The 23,229-nt window shown below is 66.0% G+C and carries 21 protein-coding genes and 1 tRNA gene; 14 read left to right on the plus strand and 8 right to left on the minus strand.

The window, feature by feature from the left end:
• Positions 1–42: 42 nt before the first annotated feature.
• A complete protein-coding gene (locus QAZ47_RS00395; RefSeq protein WP_278232104.1) occupies positions 43–960 on the minus strand; it encodes a methyltransferase domain-containing protein in 918 nt (305 codons plus the stop codon).
• Positions 961–1,067: 107 nt separating this feature from the next.
• Here QAZ47_RS00395 and QAZ47_RS00400 point away from each other — a divergent pair, with 107 nt between their 5' ends.
• Positions 1,068–2,078, plus strand: coding sequence for a ligase-associated DNA damage response exonuclease (locus tag QAZ47_RS00400; protein ID WP_278232105.1), 1,011 nt, complete (start codon positions 1,068–1,070; stop codon positions 2,076–2,078).
• Positions 2,079–2,316: 238 nt separating this feature from the next.
• The gene (locus tag QAZ47_RS00405; protein ID WP_278232106.1) at positions 2,317–3,918 is read left to right on the plus strand and encodes a cisplatin damage response ATP-dependent DNA ligase; all 1,602 of its coding nucleotides are present in this window, start codon (positions 2,317–2,319) and stop codon (positions 3,916–3,918) included.
• Positions 3,919–4,093: 175 nt separating this feature from the next.
• On the opposite strand, the gene QAZ47_RS00410 is transcribed toward QAZ47_RS00405, so the two are convergent.
• Positions 4,094–5,296: a hypothetical protein gene (locus tag QAZ47_RS00410; RefSeq protein ID WP_278232107.1), complete on the minus strand. Its 1,203-nt coding sequence runs from the start codon at positions 5,294–5,296 to the stop codon at positions 4,094–4,096.
• 347 nt (positions 5,297–5,643) lie between these two features.
• On the opposite strand from QAZ47_RS00410, the gene QAZ47_RS00415 reads away from it, so the two are divergent.
• The 9 genes from QAZ47_RS00415 (at position 5,644) to QAZ47_RS00455 (ending at position 11,358) form a co-directional block, all read left to right on the plus strand.
• A tRNA-Thr gene (locus tag QAZ47_RS00415) sits at positions 5,644–5,719 on the plus strand.
• 162 nt (positions 5,720–5,881) lie between these two features.
• The gene (locus QAZ47_RS00420; RefSeq protein WP_278232108.1) at positions 5,882–6,013 is read left to right on the plus strand and encodes a hypothetical protein; all 132 of its coding nucleotides are present in this window, start codon (positions 5,882–5,884) and stop codon (positions 6,011–6,013) included.
• Between the two features lie 144 nt (positions 6,014–6,157).
• Positions 6,158–6,589, plus strand: coding sequence for an acid-shock protein (locus QAZ47_RS00425; protein ID WP_278232109.1), 432 nt, complete (start codon positions 6,158–6,160; stop codon positions 6,587–6,589).
• A 45-nt stretch (positions 6,590–6,634) separates the two neighbouring features.
• Positions 6,635–7,177, plus strand: a complete 543-nt coding sequence (locus tag QAZ47_RS00430) for an RNA polymerase sigma factor (protein WP_278232110.1) — start codon at positions 6,635–6,637, stop codon at positions 7,175–7,177.
• A gap of 65 nt (positions 7,178–7,242) precedes the next feature.
• Complete coding sequence (locus QAZ47_RS00435; protein WP_278232111.1) at positions 7,243–7,692, plus strand: hypothetical protein; 450 nt, start codon at positions 7,243–7,245, stop codon at positions 7,690–7,692.
• Positions 7,689–8,135 carry a periplasmic heavy metal sensor gene (locus tag QAZ47_RS00440; protein WP_278232112.1) on the plus strand — a complete coding sequence of 149 codons (447 nt, stop codon included), beginning with the start codon at positions 7,689–7,691 and terminating at the stop codon, positions 8,133–8,135. The genes QAZ47_RS00435 and QAZ47_RS00440 overlap by 4 nt, the downstream gene beginning before the upstream one ends.
• Positions 8,136–8,242: 107 nt before the next feature.
• Positions 8,243–8,527: a hypothetical protein gene (locus QAZ47_RS00445; RefSeq protein ID WP_278204992.1), complete on the plus strand. Its 285-nt coding sequence runs from the start codon at positions 8,243–8,245 to the stop codon at positions 8,525–8,527.
• Positions 8,528–8,629: 102 nt separating this feature from the next.
• Positions 8,630–10,084: a DUF1800 family protein gene (locus QAZ47_RS00450; RefSeq protein WP_278232113.1), complete on the plus strand. Its 1,455-nt coding sequence runs from the start codon at positions 8,630–8,632 to the stop codon at positions 10,082–10,084.
• A gap of 35 nt (positions 10,085–10,119) precedes the next feature.
• A complete protein-coding gene (locus QAZ47_RS00455; protein ID WP_278232114.1) occupies positions 10,120–11,358 on the plus strand; it encodes a DUF1501 domain-containing protein in 1,239 nt (412 codons plus the stop codon).
• A 354-nt stretch (positions 11,359–11,712) separates the two neighbouring features.
• Here QAZ47_RS00455 and QAZ47_RS00460 read toward each other — a convergent pair whose 3' ends face one another.
• On the minus strand, positions 11,713–11,976 hold the full coding sequence (locus QAZ47_RS00460) for a hypothetical protein (RefSeq protein WP_278232115.1): 264 nt from the start codon (positions 11,974–11,976) through the stop codon (positions 11,713–11,715).
• Positions 11,977–12,202: 226 nt separating this feature from the next.
• Between QAZ47_RS00460 and QAZ47_RS00465 the strand changes: the two genes are divergently transcribed.
• Complete coding sequence (locus QAZ47_RS00465) at positions 12,203–12,649, plus strand: pyridoxamine 5'-phosphate oxidase family protein (protein WP_278232116.1); 447 nt, start codon at positions 12,203–12,205, stop codon at positions 12,647–12,649.
• A 120-nt stretch (positions 12,650–12,769) separates the two neighbouring features.
• Here QAZ47_RS00465 and QAZ47_RS00470 read toward each other — a convergent pair whose 3' ends face one another.
• The 5 genes from QAZ47_RS00470 to QAZ47_RS00490 all read right to left on the minus strand — a co-directional run bounded on the left by QAZ47_RS00470 (position 12,770) and on the right by QAZ47_RS00490 (position 19,713).
• A complete protein-coding gene (locus QAZ47_RS00470) occupies positions 12,770–14,356 on the minus strand; it encodes an indolepyruvate oxidoreductase subunit beta family protein (protein ID WP_278232117.1) in 1,587 nt (528 codons plus the stop codon).
• Complete coding sequence (locus tag QAZ47_RS00475) at positions 14,349–16,502, minus strand: indolepyruvate ferredoxin oxidoreductase subunit alpha (RefSeq protein ID WP_278232118.1); 2,154 nt, start codon at positions 16,500–16,502, stop codon at positions 14,349–14,351. The genes QAZ47_RS00470 and QAZ47_RS00475 overlap by 8 nt, the downstream gene beginning before the upstream one ends.
• Before the next feature lie 61 nt (positions 16,503–16,563).
• Entirely contained in the window at positions 16,564–17,046 is a 483-nt protein-coding gene (locus QAZ47_RS00480) for a MarR family transcriptional regulator (protein ID WP_278232119.1), read from the minus strand.
• Positions 17,046–18,617, minus strand: a complete 1,572-nt coding sequence (locus QAZ47_RS00485; RefSeq protein ID WP_278232120.1) for an NAD(P)/FAD-dependent oxidoreductase — start codon at positions 18,615–18,617, stop codon at positions 17,046–17,048. Before QAZ47_RS00485 ends, QAZ47_RS00480 begins: the two co-directional genes overlap by 1 nt.
• 304 nt (positions 18,618–18,921) lie before the next feature.
• Positions 18,922–19,713: a cyclase family protein gene (locus tag QAZ47_RS00490; RefSeq protein ID WP_278232121.1), complete on the minus strand. Its 792-nt coding sequence runs from the start codon at positions 19,711–19,713 to the stop codon at positions 18,922–18,924.
• A 117-nt stretch (positions 19,714–19,830) separates the two neighbouring features.
• On the opposite strand from QAZ47_RS00490, the gene QAZ47_RS00495 reads away from it, so the two are divergent.
• Positions 19,831–21,405, plus strand: coding sequence for an NAD(P)/FAD-dependent oxidoreductase (locus QAZ47_RS00495; protein ID WP_278232122.1), 1,575 nt, complete (start codon positions 19,831–19,833; stop codon positions 21,403–21,405).
• 110 nt (positions 21,406–21,515) lie between these two features.
• Positions 21,516–23,045: an ABC transporter substrate-binding protein gene (locus tag QAZ47_RS00500; RefSeq protein WP_278232123.1), complete on the plus strand. Its 1,530-nt coding sequence runs from the start codon at positions 21,516–21,518 to the stop codon at positions 23,043–23,045.
• Positions 23,046–23,229: the final 184 nt, after the last annotated feature.

Here is a 23,229-nt window from a genome sequence, read left to right on the forward strand (position 1 = left end):
CGAAGGTCGGCGGGACAGCACCCCGCAGCGTTGAGGATCCTTTTACACCGCGTGGCCCTTCCCAGCTACCACAGCCAACCCCTCTACCGGCTCGCTCCGATCCTGGCGGATGACGGCTGGATCGAGCGACAGGATGGAAAACCCGCTGGCGGCGAGAACGCGCCGCACATAACCCTCGGAATGCGCGTAGCGCCGCGACGGCAGCAGCGCGAAGTCGCCGCCGTCCGCAAGCGTCTCGACCGAGAACGCGAACAGGCCGCCATCGGCCAATGCGCCGGCGATCGCGCCGACGATGCGGTCGAGCGCGCCGACATAGATGAAGACGTCGGCCGCGACCACGAGATCGACTTTCGCGCCGTCATAGGAAAAATGCTGAAGGTCGGCCTTGGTCAGAAGATCGTAGATGCCCTTGGTCCTCGCCTTCCGCAACATGCTGGCCGAGATGTCGTAGCCTTCGAGCCGATCGACCATCGGACGCAGCCTTTCGCCCATCAGGCCGGTGCCGCAGCCGATGTCGAGGGCCAGGTGAAAACGGCCCGGCCTTGCCGCGCGAATGGCCCGGTCGAGAAAGTCCGGCATCCGGTAGCCGAGTTTTCCGACCAGCGATTCCTCGAACCTGTCGGCATAATGGTCGAACAGGGTTTCGACGAAAGCGCTGGGCGGAGCCGCTGCCGCCGGCGCATGGCCGATCAACTGCAGCTTGAGCGAGGCGCCCAGCCGGTCCGTGGGATCGAGCTTCAGCGCCATCGTCCAGGCCTGGGCGGCCTGGCCGAGAAGACCCGCAATCTCCTGCATCTCGCCGAGACGGAACCATCCGGCCGCCCATTGCGGCGCTAGTTCCAGCGCGCCAAGCAGAAGCTCGGCCGCCTGTACGGGCTCGCCGGAGGCCAGCAGCATCTCGGCGAAGTCGGCGCGACGGTCGGCGGTCAAATCGCCGGACGAGGCCTGAAGCGGTTTCATGGTTGACGGATCCAACCGGCAAAGCGGACCGGCGGCCGGCTGTAGGACGAGTCAGCAGCCTCTTGCAACAGGCTTCCCGCGGAGAATTTAGCCATTATCTTCAAGCCATGCGCGCCAGCGACCTGCTCAAGCCACGACCGGAAGGGCTCTACTGCCCGCCAGGCGATTTCTTCATCGATCCAGTGCGGCCGGTGGGCCGCGCGCTGATCACGCACGGCCATTCCGACCATGCGCGCTCCGGCCACCGTTCGGTGCTGGCAACGCAAGAGACGCTCGACATCATGGGGCTGCGCTATGGCGATGATTTCGCCGGCACGACGCAGGCAGCGATCCTCGGCGAGACGATCGATATCAATGGCGTCTCCGTCACCTTCCATCCGGCCGGGCACGTGCTGGGCTCGGCGCAGATCTGCGTCGAGCACCAGGGCATGCGCATTGTCGCCTCCGGCGACTACAAGCGTCAGAAGGACGCCACCTGCCTGCCGTTCGAGCCGGTGTCTTGCGATGTCTTCATCACCGAGGCGACCTTCGGCCTGCCGGTGTTCCGCCATCCGCCGGATCACGAAGAGATCGCGCGCGTGCTGAAATCGGCGGCGCGGTTTCCCGAGCGCTCGCATCTGATCGGCGCCTATGCGCTCGGCAAGGCGCAGCGGGTGATGCGGCTTTTGCGCGACGCTGGCTACGACAGGCCGATCTATATCCATGGCGCGCTGGCCAAGCTCAGCGAATATTACCAGAGCAAGGACATCGATCTCGGCGAGCTCGAGCCGGCAACGGTCGAGAGTGGCGGCAAGGCCGATTTCACCGGCGCCATCGTCGTCGGCCCGCCGGCGGCATTCGCCGACCGATGGGCGCGGCGCTTCCCCGACCCGATCTCCTGCTTCGCTTCAGGCTGGATGCGCATCCGCCAGCGCGCCAAGCAAGGCGGTGTCGAGCTGCCGCTGATCATTTCCGACCATGCCGACTGGAACGAGCTCATCGCCACGATCAAGGAAACGGGCGCCGAGGAGATCTGGGTGACGCACGGCCGCGAGGAAGCGCTGGTGCGCTGGTGCGAGCTGGAGGGCATAGCGGCAAGGCCGCTGCATCTGGTGGGCTACGAGGACGAGGGCGATTGATGCAACACGGTTCGGCAATCGTCACCGCCGAGTTCTACGACACCCCCCTCTGTCCTGCCGGACATCTCCCCCTCAAGGGGGGAGATTGGCAGCTTGAACGCCGGCCCCTCTCTACCGGCGCCGAAGATTGGCGAAAGCCGACGCGACGTCCAATCTCCCCCCTTGAGGGGGAGATGGCCGGCAGGCCAGAGGGGGGCGCCGCGCGCCGGTGTTGGCTATTGGCGCGGTGCATCCAGCCATGAACCGCTTCGCCGAGCTCCTCGACCGTCTCGTCCTGACGCCCTCGCGCAACGGCAAGCTGACGCTGCTCACCGATTACTTCCGCGGCGTCGAGGACCCCGACCGCGGGCTGGCGCTGGCGGCGATCACAGGCGATCTGTCGATCGCGGCGGTGAAGCCGGCGATGCTGCGCGCGCTGGTGGTCGAGCGCATGGATCCTGTGCTGTTCGGCTATTCCTACGACTATGTCGGCGATCTCGCCGAGACGGTGTCGCTGGTCTGGCCGCAGCCGGCCGGCCATCTCCCGAACCACGCGCCGACATTGGCCGAAGTGGTCGGCAAGCTGCAGGCGGCGAGCCGCTCCGACGGGCCGCAGGTGCTGGCGCGGCTGCTCGACAGCGCCGGCATCTCGGCGCGCTTCGCCATCATCAAGCTGGTGACCGGCGGCCTGCGCATCGGCGTGTCGGCGCGGCTCGCCAAGCAGGCGCTGGCCGATCTCGGCCAAGTCGATGTCGTCGAGATCGAGGAGCTCTGGCACGGGCTGACGCCGCCCTACACCGAGCTTTTCGCGTGGCTGGAAGGACGGGCGGAAAAACCGAGGAGCGCGGCGCTCGCATTGTTCCGCCCGGTGATGCTCTCCAATGCGGTCGACGACGGAGATCTCGAAAAGCTCAACCACGCCGACTATGCGGCGGAGTGGAAGTGGGACGGCATCCGCGTCCAGGCGGTGTGCGAGGGCGGCATCCGACGGCTCTATTCGCGCACCGGCGACGATGTCTCCAGCGCCTTTCCCGACCTTGCCGCGGCGATGGATTTCGAGGCGGCGCTCGACGGCGAGCTCTTGGTCGGCGATCCGCGCGAGGCGACCGGAACCTTCTCCGACCTGCAGCAGCGGCTGAACCGCAAGAGCGTGTCGCCAAAGATCCAGCAGCAATATCCGGCCTTCATGCGCTGCTACGACGCGCTGCAGATCGATGGCGAGGATTTGCGCGGCCTCACCTTCGCCGAGCGCCGAACCCGCCTCGAAGCCTTTGTCGGGACGCTCGACCCCAGCCGCTTCGACCTCTCGCCGCTGGTCGAGTTTCCGGATTGGGAAACGCTCGAACGGCTCCGCCAAGCGCCGCCGCATCCGATCATCGAAGGGGTGATGCTGAAGCGCTGGGATTCGCCCTATCTCGCCGGCCGGCCGAAAGGTCCCTGGTTCAAGTGGAAGCGCGACCCGCACACGGTCGACGCGGTGCTGATGTATGCGCAGCGCGGCCACGGCAAGCGCTCGAGCTTCTATTCCGACTACACTTTCGGCGTCTGGGCGGGACCGGAAGGCGCGGAAGAGCTGGTGCCGGTCGGCAAGGCCTATTTCGGTTTCACCGACGAGGAACTGCGGCAGATCGACAAATATGTCCGCGACAACACGGTCGAGCGTTTCGGGCCCGTACGCTCGGTGCGCGCCGACCGCAAGAACGGGCTGGTGCTGGAAGTGGCTTTCGAAGGCCTCAACCGCTCGACGCGGCATAAATCGGGCGTCGCGATGCGGTTTCCCCGCATCTCGCGGCTGCGCTGGGACAAGCCGGCCGCCGAGGCCGACCGCATCGAGACGCTGCAGGCGCTGCTCGACCGCTAGCAAAATCCAACGCCGGTGCTTCACCCCACCCGGCGCTTCGCGCCGACCTCCCCATCAAGGGGAGGTAGGGGTTGGCGCTGACCCTCTACCTCCCCTTGATGGGGAGGTCGCGCCGAAGGCGCGGGCGGGGTGAAGCGCCAGCGTCGGCAAGCTTGTCGCGCGCCGAAAGACCAATCTATTCCGCGATCGAAACGCGGATCTCGTAGATGTCGACGGACTTGCCCTGCTTGTCGAAGTCGGAATTGACCGCGATGGTACCTGCGGCCCCCGGGTGCTTGTTCGGGAACTGGACGTCGAACAGGTACTCGTTGCGTTCGTGGCCGACCGCGTAGCGCTTGCGGCCGCAGTCGCCGAACTCGCCGAAATTGCAGTCGACCGAGATCTGCGTCTCCTTGCCTTCTTCCGAGCGGGCGATGATGTCGAACATCGCGTGCTTGCTGGCGAGCTTTTCCAGCACGCCTTGGCCGACGTCGAAAGCGATCGCCGAGCCGGACGCGCCGGAGCGGATGCGCAGGAACTGGCCGGTGTCGTCCTTCATCACGTCGGCGGCGGCATCCGATGGCGTGCTGACATGGGTCGGATCGCTGGGCGAGAAGACGTTGACCCAGTTCTTCGACTGATCCGCCTCGCCCGACTTTTGCGGCGAGCCGGGTTCGGTGGGTTGCGAGGACTCCTCCCCTTCCAGCGTCGGCTCCGGCTCCGGCGGACCGGTGTTGAGCTCGGCCGCAGTCTTGAAGACGCCGGTCTGCTTAGCGAAATAGAGGCCGATGCCGGCGGCCGCGATAAGCGTCGCCGCGACGAAGATGGCGGTGAGCGGCAGGCGCCGTCCCCGGATCCGCCGTTCGTCGCGATCCGGCGCCACTTCGGCGCCGTTGCCGACCGACGCTCCGGGAGAATCATCGAGGGTCGGCGCGTTGGGAAGCGTTTCGTCCGGCATGATGTCGGGCACGCGGGGCAGCACGCGCGAGCGCGGTGCGTCCGAAGCGTCGGGCTGCACCGGACCATCGATGATGATCGACGGCGACGGCATCGCCTGGTCAGAACCCCGCGGCACATCCACCGACGGCGCGGAAGACCGGCTCGGCGTATCGACCGCGGGCGCCGGCGCGGCGTTGCCGGCAGACGTGCCGCTGTCCAGCGGAAGCGTCACATCCGGAACGGCCTGAACGGCCGGCAGGAATTCGGATTCGATCTCGGCGATCTTGGCCTGCACCGCCTTGCGGCGGTTGATGGCGGCCTCCACCGTCACATTCGGATTGGCCTGCAGGACACGGTCCAGCGCGGCGAAGGCCGAGCGATAGACCTTCTCGCGAAACACCCGGTCCTCGGCATTGCCTTTCTCGAAGGCGTTGCGGATCGCTTTCTCGATGGCGTCCAAGCGAGCTCCCTCTGCGCGTTCGCTCACAGTTCATCGATCGTTAGCCGCAGGCGACCAATCAATCAACGGGCGAGCGGCTGCCTAGCCGACGCATCCAGTGCCCATTTCGGCGTTTTTGTTTGAAGAATCAACGTTTTTTGTCGCCGTTGCCGGATCAGCCGGGGTGAACGAAATGCCAGCCCGCCGGTTTCCGCCAAGCCGCGCTGGCGCGAGCCTGACGCCGTCATGCGGCAGCAGCCGACGGGAATTGGCGCGCACGGGCGCAGGATTTCGCCGCCAGCCATCTTGAATTAGCTGACGGTTGAGTCTATCAACCGGCGCATCTTGGAAGCCCAGCGGCTTCCCGGGCCGCTTTAGCTCAGTTGGTAGAGCACATCATTCGTAATGATGGGGTCGCGTGTTCGAGTCACGCAAGCGGCACCAGTTTTCCTTGTATTTCCAGCCCTGTACCATTTTGTCGACGCATCTCGGCCATTGTCGGGAATCGCTGTTGGTGGGAAACTCCCGATGTCAGCATGGGAGGTCAAAATGCCCAATGGTTTCAAGACTGGAGATGTCGTCAGGCTGAAATCCGGAGGCCCGGACATGACAGTGAGCGATGGCGCTGCCTCGGGCACGTATCTCTGTCACTGGTTCAACCGCGAGGGCGACGTCTGGACCCCGCAGCATGCCGGCTTCAAGCCGGACCAGCTGGTGGTGGTCGACGAACGGAAATAGGTTTTCGGCCCCTGAAGGGCTGTTTGCCGGCGCTGCCGGACCCGTCGGTCTCGTTTGGCGGAACGATCGACGGATTTTCCCTGTCAGCGCGTTCAACGGTTGAAGCGTGGCCGCCAATGGCCGCGCGCAACCGGAGATGAGAGCATGATCCGCCGTACTATCCTTGTCGTTGCCCTTGGCCTGCAGGCCGTCGCCGCGGCCGCCCAGACAACGACGCCTGCCCCCGCCCCCGCGCCGGCCCAACCGGCGCCGAGCACTTCGGCTCCCGCCAAGCCCGGCACCACGCTGGAGACGTTCGAGGCGCGCCGGGAAAAGGCGTTCATGGCTGCCGACACTGACGGCGACGGCAAGGTCAGCCTCGCCGAGTGGACGGCGTTCCAGGAAAAGCGCAAGGCCAAGGGCGATCCGGCCAAAGCCTTCGCGCGCACGGATACCAACAAGGACGGCTTCGTCGACAAGTCCGAGCTCGACGCCTTCCTCGCCAAACGCTTCGCCAGGCTCGACAAGAACGGCGACGGCGTGCTCGCCACCGACGAGCGGCCGGGCCACAAAACCGCTCCCAATCAGGAGCAATGACCGAGAGGTTATGCAGCACGATGATCATCGGGAGCGCCCAGCTTGATGGGCGCCGATCCGGACGAGGAACTGGTAGGGCGCATCGGTGCCGGCGACCAAGCCGCCGTGCAGGCGATGGTGGCGCGCAAGCTGCCGCGCGTGCTTTCGCTTGCCACCCGCATGCTCGGCGACGCGGCCGAGGCCGAGGACGTCGCCCAGGAGACCTTCGTGCGCATCTGGCGCCATGCCTCGGGCTGGCGCCGGGGGCGCGCGCGTTTCGACACCTGGATCCACCGGGTGGCGCTCAACCTCTGTTACGACCGGCTGCGGCGGCGCCGCGAATGGACGACGGACGAACTGCCGGAGGTGGCCGATGAGGCGCCGCTTCCCGATGCCCTTCCCGGAGACGAAGGCCGGCGCGTCCAGCAGGCCTTGCAGCGCATCGCGCCGCGCCAGCGCGAGGCGATCGTGCTGGTCTATTATCAGGAGATGTCCAATATCGAGGCCGCCGGCGCCATGCAGGTCAGCGTCGATGCGCTGGAAAGCCTGCTCGCGCGCGGCCGGCGTTCGCTGCAGGCCATGCTCGTCGGAGATGATGACGATGACTGAGCACTTTGCAGTGGTTGGGACTGCGACTTGGGGGGCCACGTCAAAACCGTGGAAGGGGGAACGAGATGGCTGAGCAAAGAAAGACCCCAGACGGGCAGATGGATGCCCGGCGCTTCGCCGCGCTGGCGGACGCCTATGGCAGCGCCTTGCATCGCTGGCCGCGGGCCGAGCAGGCTGCCGCCACGCTGTTTGCCGAGAGCGAGGAGGGCCGCGCCATCCTCAAGCGCGCCGGCAGGCTCGACGCCATGCTCGACCGGCACCGCACTGAAGCCCCTGGCCATTCGTTGCATGCTGCGATTGTTGCCAAGGCGGCTACCGAGGTCAGGCAGGGACGGCATCGCCGGTTCTGGTGGCTGGGCTTCGGGCTGGCCGGCGTCGGCCTCGCCGGCGCCGTGGCCGGGCTGGCGCTGGTCACCGTCGTCGCTCCGGACGCCCCGTCAGACCATTATGCGATGGATGCCAACGCAACGTCGTTCGGCGATGCCGGTCCCGACGCCGACACGGAGGACCTATGAACACTCGTCTTTTCGTGGCATCGCTGGTGCTTAACGTCTTTCTGATCGGTGCTGTCGCCGGCGGTGCAGGCTGGCTGATCGGCCGTTCGGGAGTGGCTTATTCGCTGGAATCGGCCGGCGGGCAGCTTCCCGCCAACGACCGCAAGGCGTTCCGCCAGGCATTGCGCGAGGTGCGCCGCGAGTCGAGGCAAATCATCCTCGACGGGCAGCAGGCACGACGCGAGGCGGCAAACCTCTTGCAACAGCCGACGCTCGACACCGACGCGCTGGCCGCCGCCCTGGAGCGGGCGCGCAACGCCGACGCCACCATCCGCAGCCGGCTCGAACAGCGTATCGTCGAATTCGCCGCGTCGAGCTCGCCGGAGGACCGCAAGCTGCTGGCCGACGCCTTGCTGCGGCATGTCGGCAGGCAGCGGCCGATTCCGGCAAAAAATACACCCTGACCAGCGACGGAAACCGCCGCCCCCTCCGTTCAAGGGAAAGAGGGACAGGCCTGCCCGCGAGAACGCGGGCAGGTTCTCTTCAACCTCGATAACTTCGGGAGTATCCCATGAACGGTCTGACGAAATATTCGCTCGCTGCCGCGCTCGCCGTCGGCGGGACGGTTGCCGCAAGCGCCGCTTCGGCGACGCCGATCGCGCCGGTTGCGGCCCCGGCAATCGTCGAGCATGTCGCCTGGGGCTGCGGCCCCGGCTGGCACCCCAACCGGTGGGGACACTGCGTGCCCAATCGCCGCGTGATCTATCCGGGCTATTACTATTGGGGCGGACCGCGCGTCTATATCGGCCCGGCCTGGCATCCGTATCACCGCTGGCACCACTGGCGCCGCTGGTAGACCGCTGCCAGCCTCATGATGCCAGTGCCGACATCACGAGGCGCTTCGACAATTAGGACGTGCGGCCGGCGCGACCTGCGTCGGCCCGCGACGGAGGCTGCGTTGGCCTTATCCGCTTCAAGTCCCGCTCCGCCCGATCCGGCGCTTGTCGCGCTCAATCGCTTCGGGCTCGGCGCGAGACCCGACGACGATCTCGGCAAGATCGCAGCCGACCCGCGCGGCTATCTCAAGGCGGAGCTCAAGCAGCAGGACATCGCGCTCATCCCGGCCGACGCTTCGAAGAATGCCGGATTGTTGGACAGCGCCGCCGCGATCCAAGCCAGCATGGCCGCCGCCGCGGAACGCAAGGCGGCGCGGGACGCGAAGGCGGCGCCCGCCATGCAGCCTGCGACCGACACTGCGAACAACCCGACCGACGCAAAGGAGAAGCCGGTCGCGCCGCCGGTCGAGGCCGATATCTACAGGGATGAAGCCCAAGCCCGTTTCGACAGGGCGCTCGGTGCCGCACCCGGCTTCGTCGAACGGCTGGTCGGTTTCTGGTCGAACCATTTCTGCATCTCGGTCGCCAAAGGCCAGATCGTGCGGGCCTGCGCCGGCGCTTTCGAGCGCGAGGCGATCCGGCCCTTCGTGCTCGGCCGCTTCGCCGACATGCTGCTGGCGGTCGAGCATCACCCGGCGATGCTGTTCTATCTCGACAACCAGCAGTCGATCGGGCCGGATTCCCGCGCCGGCAAAAGGCGCGGCCGCGGCCTCAACGAGAACCTCGCCCGCGAGATCCTGGAACTGCATACGCTCGGCGTCGGCAGCGGCTATGCCCAAGCCGACGTCACCAGTTTCGCCGGCATGCTGACCGGCTGGACGATGGCGGGACGGAGGGGGCGGCTCGGCGAACCCGGCACTTTCGTCTTCAACGCCAATGCGCATCAGCCCGGCGAAGCGGTGCTGCTCGGCAAGACCTATCCGGCCGGCGGCATGGGCCAGGCGGAGGCGGCACTGAACGACATCGCCCGCCAGCCGGCGACCGCGCGGCACATCGCCACCAAGCTCGCGCGCCACTTCCTCGCCGACGATCCTTCCCCTCAGTCGGTCGCGCATCTCGCCGAAGTCTTCACCAAGACGGACGGCGACCTGCGCGCGCTGGCGCTTGCCCTGGTCGATCAGCCCGAAGCCTGGTCGATGCCGCTGACAAAACTGCGCTCGCCGTTCGACTATGTCGTGGCGGTCCGGCGTGCCATCGGCGCAAGCGCCGGCAACGAACCGCAACGGACGCTTCGCTGGCTAAGGGCGCTGGGCGAGCCGCTCTGGCAGCCGCCCGGGCCGAACGGCTTTTCCGACCGGACGGACAACTGGGCTTCGGCCGAGGGCCTGAAGACGCGCCTCGACATCGCGTGGCAAGCCGCGCGACAGGCCGACAACGTCGGCAATCCCGACGCCATGCTTTCCACCCTGATCGGCGCCTCAGCTTCGGCCGAGACGCGAGAAGCGATCGCGCGCGCCGAATCCAAGCAGCAGGGCCTGGCGCTGCTGCTGATGGCGCCCGAATTCCAAAGAAGATGATTTCAGCGCCGGTGAACAACAATGGAGAAGCGGCCATGAGCCTTCTATGTGAAACGCCGAATCCATCCCGCCGCGCCGTGCTGATGACCGGCGGCGCGCTGTTTGCCTGGGCCTATCTGCCGCGCTTCGCGCGCGCCGCCGACAATCGCGATCCGCGCCTGATCGTCATCGTGCTGCGCGGCGCGCTGGACGGCCTGTCGACGGTCGGCCCGGTCGGCGATCCCGACTATGCCGGCCTGCATGGCGACATCGCGCTCTCGCTTTCAGGCGCCAATCCGGCGCTGCCGCTGGACGGTTTCTTCGCGCTCAATCCGGCGATGCCGGTGTTCGCGCGGCTGTTCAAGGCAGGCCAGGCGGCGGTGGTGCACGCGGCTGCGACCGGCTATCGCGACCGCTCGCATTTCGACGGCCAGGACGTGCTGGAAAGCGGCCTCCCCGGCCCCGGCAATGCCACCACCGGCTGGCTCAACCGGGCGCTTGCGAGTCTGCCGGCAGGCGAACGGATAGCGAAAGCTGGCGGGCTAGCTGTCGGGCCGTCGACGCCGCTGGTGATCCGAGGCTCCGCGCCGGTGCTCGGCTGGGCGCCGCAGGCGTTGCCGACGCCGGGCGATGCGCTGGCCGAGCGCGTGCTCGATGTCTACAACCACCGCGATCCGGTGCTGGCGGCGGCGCTGCAGAAGGGGCTCGACGCCGACCGGATGGCGCTCGGCGACCAACTCGACGGCAGGACGATGAAGCCCAAAGGCGGCCTCGACAACGCCGCCGGCATGCGGCAGTCGGCGCAGGGCGCGGCGAAGCTGATGGCGAGCGACGACGGGCCGCGGATCGCAGCGCTCGCCTTCGACGGCTGGGACACGCATGTCAACGAAGGCGGCGCGACGGGGCGGCTCGCCAATCTGCTCGGCGGCCTCGACGGCGCCTTCGAAGAATTCGAGGAAGGGCTCGGTGAGCGCTGGAAAGATACGGCGGTCGTCGCCATCACCGAATTCGGCCGCACCGCCCGCATCAACGGCACCGTCGGCACCGATCACGGCACCGGCACGGTGGTGCTTCTTGCCGGTGGCGCGATCAAGGGCGGTCGCGTCATCGCCGACTGGCCCGGCCTGAAGCCGGCTCAGCTTTACGAAGGCCGCGACCTGGCGCCGACCAGCGACGTGCGCGCGGTGCTGAAGGGCTTGCTTGCGGATCAGGTCGGCCTGTCCGCTGCGGTGCTCGGCGACAGGGTATTTCCGGACTCGGCGGCGGTGAAGCCTATGCGGGATTTGGTGGTGTGAGTTCTGAGTATGCCTGTCAGCGATGAGCTTCGGCGCCCGTCAGTTCGTCATCCACGGGCGGAGCGGGAGCGAAGCGGACGCGGAGACCCGAGGATCCATTCCGTTACCTTAATCGAAGGGGCGCAGCGGAGCAGAATTCTGCATCGGGGCAACGCCTCAACGTCACGGAATGGATCCTCGGGTCTGCGCCGCGTCGCTTCGCTCCTTGCTTCGCCCGTGGATGACGAGGCTGATGGGCTTCGGCCAGTGACGATTGCTGGCACGAAGGCCCACCGAATGAACCCCTGCATGGCGAAAACTCGACAAAAGCCCGCGCCGTTTCCGGGCGCGGGCGTCCACGCTTTCTGAAAGCGATCAATAGCTCCAGTAACCTGGGTGCCAGCGATGGTGATACCAGAAGCCGGGGTGCCAATGGCGCACGGGCCGGATGATCACGCGGCGGTTCGGCACACACCTGCCCCAGCGATTCACATGCCAGCCGGGGCCGCAGCGCCAGCCGACGGTTTCGACCGGCAGCGGCGCAGCACTTGGCTTGGCCATCGGCATCGCCTGTGCGCCGGCGGCGGACAGCAAAGTGCCCGCCGCCAAAGCGAGCGGTAGAAAATACTTGGTGAGCATAAAGTTCGTCTCCGTGATTCACCCCCATCACGGTTGAACGGGGCGCACGGCCGAATTCCGTCGGAGCGGGGCTGATCACGTCTTTGTTAAAGCCGGGCAACCCGGTGGAGCGCCTTAGCGAGGCCCCAGCACGATCCGATCAGGCTGCGCCTGCGGTGTAGTTTGATTCACGTCAACGCGAGCAGTTGCAAAGATGTGAAAATATAGCAAACAGGAGATCGTACCGATGATGATCCGCACGCTCTCTACCTTGGAATGCACGAAATTGCTGATAGCCAATCGCGTCGGCCATCTGGCATGCGCGAAGGATGGGCAACCTTACCTCGTGTGCTTCAACTACGCCTATGCCGACAATCACCTCTATGCATTCTCCCTGCCGGGCAAGAAGATCGACTGGATGCGGGCCAATCCTCTGGTGTGCGCCCAGGTCGACGAACACACCCAGGGGCGCGGCTGGAGAAGCGTGATTGTCGACGGCCGCTATGAGGAATTGCCGGACAAAATCGGCCACCGGGTCCAGCGCGACCATGCATGGGCGGTGCTGAGCAAGCACACGGACTGGTGGGAGCCTGGCGCACTCAAGCCCGTCATGCCTCCCGTCTCAGACAGCTTGCCGCACATCTTTTACCGGATCCATGTCGAGCAGGTCTCGGGACGGGAAGCAAGTGAATAGGCTAGAGCAATTCCAGGAAAAGTGTGAGCGGTTTTCCGCCCGGAATTGCGTAAAAACAAAGAGTTAGAGCGGTTCGGCGTTTCCGTGAAACGGTGAACCGCTCTAGCGACTTTCGGATGCTTATGAAGCCGGGCTGTCGGCAAGCGTCGCCACGGTCTTCAGCGCGCCGTCGAGCATGTCGCCCTTCTCGTCCTTCAGCGCGGCCTCGCGCAACCGCCTGATCCAGTCGGCGGCGTCTTCGCGGCTCTCGAGCATGGGAAGCGCCGAGAGCACACGGTCGAATTTCGACTGGGCGCGGGCATGGGTGTCGCTGTAGCCCTTGATCAGCCGGCGGCAGTTCAGGATTTCGGTGGCGAGCGCATAGTTTTCGCGCGCATGGGCGAGCGCCAGTTCGTACCAGCGTTCCAGATGCTCGACTTCGACCTGGTGGCGCAGCAGGCGGCGGCGCCAGCGGCGCAGGCCGCCGATGAACCAGAGCATGGCGAAGCCGGCAAAACTGTCGGTGCGGATATGGCGGCCGCGATTGATGCGGCGGTCGAGGAAGGCTGCGAGCTTGGGACGGTCCTCGATATAGCTGCCGAGCCCCACGGGAAGCGTGCCGCAGAACTCCTCGATGCGCGGATGGAAATATTCGGTCACCTGCAGGACCGAACCTTCCTTCACGCCGACCTCGTTGCGCACGCGGCGGTCGCGGGTCGAGCGGGTCTTGAGGTCGGCGACGCGGATCATGTCGTCATAGCACATGGCATTGGCGAGGTGCTTTGCGGCAGCGATCGACAGCGCATAGCCGCGCTCCGCTTTGTCCAGCATGACGGCCTTGTCCAGCCGGCCGAGATATTCGCCGCCATAGGCGATGTCCTGGAAGTCGACGACCTTCCTCAGGCCGCGCCCGGCCATGTCGCGCACCGGCGCCGGCAGCGCCGCGACGCGGGCAGCAAGCTCCTGCCAGCCCTTCAGCAAGGTTTCGGGACCACTGACCCTGGCCGTTGACTTGGCTTCACGAGCGGCCGGCGTCGCCGCTGCCTTGTCCCCGTCCGGCGCGGCCGCGATGCCGCGCGCGCGGTCATAGGCGGCGGCGAAGGCGGCAAGGCTCGCCTTGACGCCGCGGCCGCCGGCGCCGATCGCCTCCTCGTAGCTTTCGCGCGCAAACGGCAGCGCGTCGGAGCCGGCCAGCGCGCCAAGCAGGCTGGCCGAAATCATGGTGCCGTTCTCGGCGGCGATCTTTTCCATGTCGAAGGCGATGAAGCGTTTCGCCGCGGTTTGCGCCGTTGCGTGCACCTTCTCCGACGAGGCGCGGCCGTCGCCCGGCTCGATCTTTTCCGAGACTGCGGCGATGCGGTGCGAGGAGGCGATCAGCGTGGTCCGCTCGGGCGTGACGAAGCCGCGGATGATCGCGCGGCCGGCTTCCATCAGCTCGGCGGCGATCAATATGTCGACGTCGCCCTGCGAGGGCGACAGCGCGAAGACTGGCAGCCGGCCGATGTCGCGGGCCATCTCGATGTAATAGATCGTGGCGCCCGTGCGCTGGGCGACGCCGGCCACCGATGTCGACTGCGCGATATAGCCGCTGCGCTCCGCGACGTCGGTGATCCAATCGGCGAGCACGCCGCCGCCCTGGCCGCCGACCGCGAGCACGGCGAGTTTTATCACCCGCTCGTCATCAGGGGCGCCCGTCTTCGGGCGCAAGGGTGAAGCCTGCTCAAGCATCGGCGAACATCAGGCGGCGGCTCTCGCGGCGGCGCTGCAAAAGGCCGATCGCGGCGCGGCGCGCGCTTTCCAGGAAACGATCCCAGCGGTTGGGATTGTGCACGATATCGGCGCGGTAGAAGGACGGGCAGAGCACGGCGGCATCCGCCACCTCGCCGCAGTTGCCGCAGCCGACGCAGTTCTGGTCGATCGAAGCGACAGGATCGTCGCGCAGCGGATCGTCGAGCGTCTTCACCGACAGCGACGGACAGCCTGAGAGCCGCATGCAGGCGTGGTCGCCGGTGCAGACGTCCTCGTCGACGCCGAATTTCGGCTTCACCACCCGCTCACCCCCCTTGATCGCCTTGTCGACCAGCGGCTTCTCGCGGCGCTGGCGGTTGAGCATGCATTCGGAGGAGGCGACGATGACTTTCGGGCCTTTCTCCTCGGTGGTCAGCGCCTCGCGCAGCGCGGCGCGCATCTTGCCGACATCATAGGTGCGATCGATGTGGCGCAGCCATTTGACGCCCATGCCTTTCACCGCTTCGGTGATCGGATGTTTCGTCGACTTCGTCCGGTTCGAGGCGCGAGAGGACAGGATGTCCTGGCCGCCGGTGGCGGCGGAGTAAAAATTGTCGACGATGACGATGACGCCGTCATTCTTGTTGAAGACCGCATTGCCGATCGAGGACGTCAGCCCGTTGTGCCAGAAGCCGCCGTCGCCGACGAAAGAGATCGAGCGGCGTTTGGCTTCCGGCGAATTGAAGGCGGAAGCCGAGGCCGGGCCCAGCCCATAGCCCATGGTGGTGGCGCCGAGCTCGAAGGGGGGCATGATCGAGAACAGATGGCAGCCTATGTCGGACGCGATGTGATGCTTGCCGAGCTCCTGCTCGACCAGTTTTGTCGCGGCAAAGATCGGCCGCTCGGGACAACCGACGCAGAAGCCCGGCGGGCGGCCTGGAACGACGTTGATGAGATCGGCGGTATCGATGCCCTCGCCCAGCTTGTTCGGCGCGCGAACCTCGCCCGGCAGCAGATGCGGGGCGTAGGCGCGCAGAAAAGAGCCGATGCCGTCGAGCATCACCTGTCCGGTATATTCGCCCGCCATCGGCAGATGCTCCTTGCCGACCAGCTTGGTGCCGCGGCCGGCCTTGTGCAGCATCGCCGCGAAAGCCTGCTCGATATAGTTGGGCTGGCCTTCCTCGACCACCAGCACCGCCTGCTTGCCCTCGCAGAAGGCGAGGAACTCGTCATCGATGAGCGGATAGACGGCGTTCAAGACATAAAGCGGCACGTCGGTGTCGCCATAGGTATCGGCAAGGCCGAGCCGCTGCAGCGCGCGGACAACGGAATTGTACATGCCGCCCTGCATGACGATGCCGACCGAGCCGTGGTCCGATCCGAAGATCTCGTTGATCTTGCACTCGCGAATGAAATCGACCGCCGCCGGCCAGCGTTTCGCGACCTTCTCCTTCTCGTGCAGGAACGAAGCTGGCGGCAGCACGATGCGGCCGGTGTCGCGGCGCGGCGCGGCAAGCGCATCGGCCACCGACATTGGCGGGCGCCTGTTGTCCTTGGCGATGAAGTGACCGTGGACGTGGCAGCAGCGTATGCGCACCTGCAGCATGACCGGCGTGTTCGACGCCTCCGACAGCTCGAAGCCGTCCTCGACCGCCTTGACGATGGAAGGCAGGTTCGGGCGCGGATCGAGCAGCCAGACCTGGCTCTTCATGGCAAACGCATGGCTGCGCTCCTGCATGATCGAGGAGCCCTCGCCATAGTCCTCGCCGACGATGATCAGCGCGCCGCCGGTGACGCCGCCGGATGCCAAGTTGGCAAGCGCGTCGGAAGCGACGTTGGTGCCGACCGTCGACTTGAAGGTGGCCGCACCCCGGATCGGGTAATGCACGGAGGCGGCGAGCATGGCGGTGGCGGTCGCCTCCGAGGCACTCGCCTCGAAATGCACGCCGAGCTCGCCGAGAATGTCCTGCGCGTCGGCGAGCACGTCCATCAGATGGCTGATCGGCGCGCCCTGGTAGCCGCCGACATAGCCGACGCCGCATTGCAGCAGCGCCTTGGTGATGGCGAGGATGCCTTCGCCGGCGAATTCCTGGCCGGCGCCGAGCCTCAGCTTTTCGACTTCCTTGGCAAAAGACCGTTCGGCCATCTCTGCCTCCTTCCGTTGCCGCCTGCCCGTTGCCATTTGGCGGGCGGCGCGTATGTCAAACTCAGATATCGTGCTTGCGGATGTTCTTCAGCATCTTCTGCAGAATCGTGATCAGCGCGGCATATTCGGCATCGTCGACACCGTCGAACATGGCCTCGAAGGCGTCGTGCATGGCCGGCCAGGCGCGGGTGAACAGCGCGCGGCCGTCATCGGTCAGGAACACATGGCGGAAGCGGCTGTCGGTGACGCCCTGCTCGCGCCGCACGAGGCCCTGGCCTTCCAGCGTGTCGAGCGTCCGGCTCAAGGTCGACTGCTCGATCACCGTATAGACCGAGAGGTCGTTCACGGTGACGCCGTCGGTCACCGAGAGCACGGCCAGCGTGCGCACCTGCGGAATGGTCAGGCCCTGCTTACGGAAATCCTCGCGCAAAGTGGCGTTGTAGCGGCCCATGATGCGGTTCATCAGATAGGGCGCGAATTGCTGCAGGCCGATCTGGCCGAGAGTCGAGATGCGCTGACGCTTTTCGGGAAGCTTCTGTTCCATCAGAGCCTCCCCGCCAAGAGGAAGCCGGAGCCGCCGCCGAGGCCGGCGCCCGGATGGGTCGAGGCGCCGATATGGTAGAGGCCTCGGATGCCGGTCTCATGGTTGCGGCTTGCCTTGAACGGCCGCCACAGGAAGGACTGATCGATGGTCGACGAGCCGCCGTAAGGATCGCCGCCGACAAGGTTGATGTTCATCGCTTCGAGATCGGCCGGCGAGTAGGCGCGGCGCGCGATCACCGTCTCCCGGAAGCCGTCGATGTGGCTGGCAAGGATCGCCTCAATCCTGTCGGCAAAGGCTTCGCGCAATGCGTCGCTCCATTGTCCGTCGGCCGGTGTTTCCAACTGGCCCGCCGCATCGCCTTTGATAACGCGCGGTGCCTCCGGCAGTTGCAGCCACAGGATCGCCTTGCCCTGCGGGCAGCGCGAGGGATCGAGCGCGTGCGGCTGGCCGACGCAGATGGTCGGCACCTCCGGCAGCAGGCCGCGCACCGCCTCGTTGCAGGCCTTCGACACGCCGTCGAGCCCCGGCGTGAGGTGCAGCAGCGCCACCTTGTCGAGGCCCTCGCCGCGCCAGGCCGGCGGCTTGTCGAGCGCATAGTGAATTTGGAAATTGCCCTTGCCGTAGCGGTATTTCAGCGTCGCCTCAGCGGCTGCCGCAGGGGCATCCCTGCCAAGCAGGCGGCTGTAAAGCTGTGTCGGCGTGACCGAGCAGATGACGCTCCTCGCCGCCGTCAGCGTCTCGCCGGAAGCAAGCCGCACGCCGCTGGCACGGCCGCCGCTCTGGACGATCGAGACGACATCGGCATTGACGCGGATTTCGCCGCCGCGTTCCTTGATCAGCGCCTCGAAGGCGGCGAGCAGGTTCTTCGCGCCGCCCTTGACGATCGGCGCGCCGGCCGCCTCCAGCGCGAAGGCTATAACCTTGGCGATCTGGCCGGAAAAAGCGTCTTCCGGCCCGAGCCCGGCATGCAGCACCCAGGGCGCCCAGAGCGCGCGGACGGTTTCCGACTTGTAAGCGGTCTCCAGCCAGCCGCGCGCCGGCACCAGCGCCTCGCCCATGAAGGCGGCAAGCTCGCGCGGACCGCGCCGCCAGGCCTCGCCGGCCAAGAGCTTGGTCGTCGGATAAGACCAGAGCGCGCCCCCGAGCAGGCCGAACAGCAGCCCGGCATTGCGCTCGATATCGCCGACATCGCCGCCATGGCGGTCGCCGTCGCCGGAGGCAATTGCGTTCAGCGCCGCGATGTTGGCGGCGCGGTCGGTGGTGAGCACGGCATGGCTGCCGTCGGGCCTGAGCACGCCGGTGGGCGTCGCGGTGTGGCAGAACTCCAGCCCGTGCCGCGCGAGGTCCTTGCCAAGTGCTGCATAGGCCGGCGAGGTGATGAACAGCACGAAGGTCGTCGCCATCACGTCATGGACGAAGCCCGGCGCCGTGATCTCCTCGGTGCGCATGCAACCGCCGGCGCGGTCGTTGCGCTCGAGCACGAGCACCTTGGCGCCCTTGGCACCGAGCATCGCCGCGCAGACCAGGGCGTTGATGCCGCTGCCGACGATGATGTGATCGGCGGCGGTCATTGGATGCTCCCAGGTGCTGGCAGTTGAAGGTCAATCGCGCAAAGCCGCGTTCCTTCGCGCCCCCCTCTGTCCTGCCGGACATCTCCCCCTCTAGGGGGGAGATCGGATGTCGCGACGACCTTCGCCAATCGCCCGCGTCGCGAAAATGAGCGGGGCGCTGGAACAGCTAATCTCCCCCCTTGAGGGGGAGATGTCCGGCAGGACAGAGGGGGGTGAGCGCCAGCGCTGCGAGGCTGCCACTCTCTACCCATCATCACTCCATCGCCCGCAAGCATGATCTTCTCCCGAAGACCGCCGCCTCGCCCTATTTGCCCGGCACCAGCGCCAGCGCGCGGACCGGGCTGCCGGTGCCGTGCTCGATCTTGAGCGGAGCGGCGATCAGGATCGCGCCTTTCGGCGGAAGCTGGTCGAGGTTGCAGAGGCTGGCCAGCCCGTAGCGATTGGCCTTGTGCATCAGCGTGTGCGCGGGAAACGGCGGCTCCATGCCGCCGGCCTTGCCGGCATCGGTGCCGATCGTCTCCGAGCCCCAGCCCTTGATGTCCTTGCCGATCAGGAACTGGATGGCTTCGGCCGTCGGTCCCGGCGTGTGTGGGCCGGTCTCGTTGGCGTTGAGGAACTCGGCCTCCGAGCCGTTGCGCTTGTACCAGTCGGTTCGCATCACCACCCATTCGCCGGGGTTGATCGCGCCGTGCTTGACCTCCCAGGCCTTGATGTGATCGACGGTGAGCAGGAAGTCGTGGTCGGCGGCGGCTTCCTTCGAGCAGTCGATGACGTTGACCGGGCCGACGAAATTCTGCGCCGGAATGGTGTCGGTGGCGCCGTCCGGATAGTCCTTGCCGGTGATCCAGTGCTGCGGCGCGTCGAAATGCGTGCCCGAATGCTCGCCAAGCTTCAGCCAGTTCCAGGCCCACCACGGCCCGTTCTTGTCATATTTGGAGATCGAGTGGATCTCGACCTTCGGCGTGTCGACGGCGAGTTCCGGCGGCAGCTTGATCAGCGGCGTGTCCGGTCCGAGCGGCGCCGACAGGTCGACCACCTTGATGGCGCCCGAAAGCAGCTGGCCGGCGACCTCGCCGAGGAGTTTTTGCGTGTCCATGGTTCTGTTCCCTCTTGTTCGTGACCTTCAAGGCTCGTTGCGGCCCTTAATATCCTACTAGACGAAAACATATGCATCTGCAATTATCTTTAAGCATAAAGCATTTTGGGGAGGGGCGTGAGCGAGTTCGACGCCATCTTTGTCGGGGCGGGCCACAACAGTCTGGCCTGCGCGGCGCATCTGTCGCTCAAAGGCTGGAAAACCGCGGTTTTCGAGCGCAGCCAGGCGATTGGCGGCGCCGTTCGGACCGCCGAATACACGCTTCCCGGTTTTCGTCACGATTTCGGCGCGATGAATCTGAGCCTGTTCGCCGGCTCGGCCTTCCATCGGAAATATGCAAATGAATTGAAAAGCCATGGGCTGGAATTCGCGCCCGTCGCCGATTGTTTCGCCAGCGCTTTCCCGGACAGGAAATGGTTCGGCGTCAGCAACGATCTCGAAAAGACCGTCTCGCGGCTCGCCACCTTCTCCGCCGCCGATGCCGCCAGCTGGCGCAGGCTGGTCGGCGCTTTTCCAGGCGAAGCGGAGCACCTCTTCCGCCTGCTGGGTTCGCCGATGAGCGCGCGGGCCCTGGCCGGCACGGCTGGGCACCTGTGGCGCAAGAAGGGTTTTGCCGGCGCGCTCGACACGGGCCGGCTGCTTCTCGCCTCGCCGCGCGCGTGGCTGGAGGAAAATTTCGAGACGCCGCATGTCAGGACGACGCTCGCCGCCTGGGGCATGCATCTCGACTTCGCTCCGGATATCGCCGGCGGCGCCGTGTTCCCGTACCTGGAATCGATGGCCAACCAGAGTTTCGGCATGGTGCTCGGCAAGGGCGGCGCCGACACCATCATCCGCGCGCTCGCCGGCATGGTCAAAACGGCCGGTGGCAAGATCACGCCCGGCGCGGAAGTATCGGAGATAATGGTTGCCGGTGGCCGGGCGACCGGTGTGCGTCTGGCTTCCGGCGAAACCCATGTCGCGAGCAAGGCCGTCGTTGCCGGCGTCGCGCCAGGAGCGCTTCCGGGCAAGCTTCTGCCCAATAGCTCCGGCGACGCCATCTTCGATACGGCGATGAAAAACTTCCGCCATGCGCCGGGCACGATGATGATCCATCTGGCGCTGGACGACCTGCCGCACTGGAGCGCCGGCGCCGAGCTTCGCCGGTTCGCCTATGTGCATCTGGCGCCCTCGCTCGATGCGATGTCGCGCGTCTACCAGCAAGCAATCGCCGGCATGCTGCCCGACCAGCCCGTGCTCGTCGTCGGCCAGCCGACGGCCGTCGATCCGTCGCGGGCGCCGTCAGGCAAGCATGTGCTGTGGGTGCAGGTGCGCATGCTGCCGGCTGAGATCCTTGGTGACGCGGCCGGCGAGATCGCGCCCGGTTCCTGGGACGCGGTCAAGGATGCCTATGCCGAGCGCGTGCTCGACATCATCGAGAGCTATGCGCCTGGTTTGAGGCAGAGGATCCTTGGCCGCGCCGTCTTCTCGCCGATCGATCTCGAGCGCGAGAACCCGAACCTCGTCGGCGGCGACCAGATTTGCGGCAGCCACCATCTGGCGCAGAATTTTCTCTTCCGTCCGGCGCGCGGCTTCGCGCGCTGGAACACGCCGGTCTCGAACCTCTACCTCACCGGTGCCGCGACCTGGCCCGGCGCCGGCACGGGTGCGGGCTCCGGCTACATGCTCGCCCAACAGCTCGGAGGAAACTAGCAGCCGGGATTCCAGGATGGACAAGGCGCGGTTGCCCACCAAACCTGGCGAATGAAAACACCGCGCGGACAATGACAGTCAAAGATGGACAACCAACAAGGGGAACGACCATGACCATCAACAGACGCGATTTGCTTGGATACGGCGCGGCGGCGATCGGCGCCGCCACGCTCGGCCTGCCGAGGGCAGCGAAGGCGGCGGACGAGCTCACGATCGCTTACAACGTCAACCTGCCCTCCTGGGACCCGACGACCGGACCTTCGGCGGTGAACCCGACCATCCAGGGGCTCTACCAGTCGGTGTTCGACCAGTTCATTCCGCAAAAGCCGGACCTCTCCTTCACGCCCGGCCTGCTCACCGAGTGGGGCTGGAACGACGACCGGAGCAAGGTGATGATGACGGTGCGCGAGGGTGTGAAGTGGCATGACGGCTCGCCCTTCACACCGGAAGACGTCGTGTGGTCGCTGCAGCGCGCGGGCGACGAGAAGACCGGCAATCCGATCCAGTTCGTCTGGAAGAACGTCAACAACTTCAAGATCGACGGCAACAAGATCACCGGCGACGTGGTGCAGTTCGACCCGGTCTATTTCAAATGGATGTCGTTCCTGACCGGCTACATCATGCCGAAGGCCTATTACGAGAAGGTCGGCGCCGAGGGCTTCGAGAAGGCGCCGATCGGCACCGGGCCCTATATGGTCGACAAGTTCGAGCGCAACGCCTTCCTGCGGCTCAAGGCCAATCCGAATTACTGGGGCAACAAGCCGGCCTTCGAGAATGTGACGATCAAGTTCGTCACCGACGCGGCGAGCCGGGTCGCGGAGGTCGAGTCCGGTTCCTCGCAGGTTACGCTCGAAATTCCTTACGAGGAATATGACCGGCTGATCGCCAAGGACGGGCTCGCCGGCTCGATCAAGAACGTCTCCGATATCGGCATGATCTTCTTCAACGACATCGAGGCGATGCTGGACAAGAACGTCCGCCAGGCGGCGGTGATGGCGGTGGACAAGGAGCTCTTGGTCAAGCGGCTGCTGCGCGGCTACGGCCAGCCGATCGCGACGCTGGAGACGCCGGAATACACGGCCTTCGATCCATCGATCAAGGTCGAGCACAATCCGGAAAAGGCCAAGGAGTTGCTCGCCGCTTCCGGCTATTCGCCGAAGAAGCCGGTGAAGTTCACGATACAGACGACCAAGGGCTTCAAGCCCAAGGACTACGAGATGATCCAGGCGATCGTCGGCATGTGGCGCAAGGTGGGCATCGAGGCCAAGATCGAGGTCTACGAGATCGCCAAGCATTACGAGCTGCGCGCCGCCGACAAGCTGGCGCCGGCCGCGTTCTACAATTGGGGCAACGCCATCGGCGATCCGACCACGTCGACCGGTTTCGCCATGTATGGCCCGAGCCCGCATTCGGTGTGGGACAGCCAGGACCTGATCGACAAGATCAACCCGCTTTGGGGTGAGAAGGACGAGGCCAAGCGTATCGCCGGCTGGAAGGCCGTCGACAAATACATCGCCGAGCAGGCCTATGTGCTGCCGCTGATGCAATATGCGCAGCCGATCGTGCATTCCAAGAAGGTCAATGTCGTGCAGCATGTTTCAGGAGCGTTGCTGCCGGCGCTGATGACCCCGGCTGCGTGATCGAGATGAGGAGGCGCGGTAGCGTGTCTCCTTCAACGACGCAGCCCCTCATCCGCCCTTCGGAGCACCTTCTCCCCGAGGGGAGAAGAGGTCGCCGACGGCTGAGCCAGCCTCTTCTCCCCGCCGGGGAGAAGGTGGCCGCGAAGCGGCCGGATGAGGGGGAGTTCGTTAGAGTGATTACACA

This window comes from Mesorhizobium sp. WSM4904 (assembly GCF_029674545.1).
Classification (GTDB): domain Bacteria; phylum Pseudomonadota; class Alphaproteobacteria; order Rhizobiales; family Rhizobiaceae; genus Mesorhizobium.

Excerpts from the sequence above, each read along its gene's own strand:
- QAZ47_RS00400 (WP_278232105.1), top strand. The coding sequence starts at position 1,068 with ATGCGCGCCAGCGACCTGCTCAAGCCACGACCGGAAGGGCTCTACTGC.
- QAZ47_RS00500 (WP_278232123.1), top strand. The coding sequence starts at position 21,516 with ATGACCATCAACAGACGCGATTTGCTTGGATACGGCGCGGCGGCGATC.
- QAZ47_RS00425 (WP_278232109.1), top strand. The coding sequence starts at position 6,158 with ATGATCCGCCGTACTATCCTTGTCGTTGCCCTTGGCCTGCAGGCCGTC.
- QAZ47_RS00445 (WP_278204992.1), top strand. The coding sequence starts at position 8,243 with ATGAACGGTCTGACGAAATATTCGCTCGCTGCCGCGCTCGCCGTCGGC.
- QAZ47_RS00440 (WP_278232112.1), top strand. The coding sequence starts at position 7,689 with ATGAACACTCGTCTTTTCGTGGCATCGCTGGTGCTTAACGTCTTTCTG.
- QAZ47_RS00455 (WP_278232114.1), top strand. The coding sequence starts at position 10,120 with ATGAGCCTTCTATGTGAAACGCCGAATCCATCCCGCCGCGCCGTGCTG.
- QAZ47_RS00460 (WP_278232115.1), bottom strand. The coding sequence starts at position 11,976 with ATGCTCACCAAGTATTTTCTACCGCTCGCTTTGGCGGCGGGCACTTTG.
- QAZ47_RS00395 (WP_278232104.1), bottom strand. The coding sequence starts at position 960 with ATGAAACCGCTTCAGGCCTCGTCCGGCGATTTGACCGCCGACCGTCGC.
- QAZ47_RS00420 (WP_278232108.1), top strand. The coding sequence starts at position 5,882 with ATGACAGTGAGCGATGGCGCTGCCTCGGGCACGTATCTCTGTCACTGG.
- QAZ47_RS00435 (WP_278232111.1), top strand. The coding sequence starts at position 7,243 with ATGGCTGAGCAAAGAAAGACCCCAGACGGGCAGATGGATGCCCGGCGC.
- QAZ47_RS00470 (WP_278232117.1), bottom strand. The coding sequence starts at position 14,356 with ATGCTTGAGCAGGCTTCACCCTTGCGCCCGAAGACGGGCGCCCCTGAT.
- QAZ47_RS00465 (WP_278232116.1), top strand. The coding sequence starts at position 12,203 with ATGATGATCCGCACGCTCTCTACCTTGGAATGCACGAAATTGCTGATA.
- QAZ47_RS00475 (WP_278232118.1), bottom strand. The coding sequence starts at position 16,502 with ATGGCCGAACGGTCTTTTGCCAAGGAAGTCGAAAAGCTGAGGCTCGGC.
- QAZ47_RS00490 (WP_278232121.1), bottom strand. The coding sequence starts at position 19,713 with ATGGACACGCAAAAACTCCTCGGCGAGGTCGCCGGCCAGCTGCTTTCG.
- QAZ47_RS00430 (WP_278232110.1), top strand. The coding sequence starts at position 6,635 with ATGGGCGCCGATCCGGACGAGGAACTGGTAGGGCGCATCGGTGCCGGC.
- QAZ47_RS00405 (WP_278232106.1), top strand. The coding sequence starts at position 2,317 with ATGAACCGCTTCGCCGAGCTCCTCGACCGTCTCGTCCTGACGCCCTCG.
- QAZ47_RS00480 (WP_278232119.1), bottom strand. The coding sequence starts at position 17,046 with ATGGAACAGAAGCTTCCCGAAAAGCGTCAGCGCATCTCGACTCTCGGC.
- QAZ47_RS00485 (WP_278232120.1), bottom strand. The coding sequence starts at position 18,617 with ATGACCGCCGCCGATCACATCATCGTCGGCAGCGGCATCAACGCCCTG.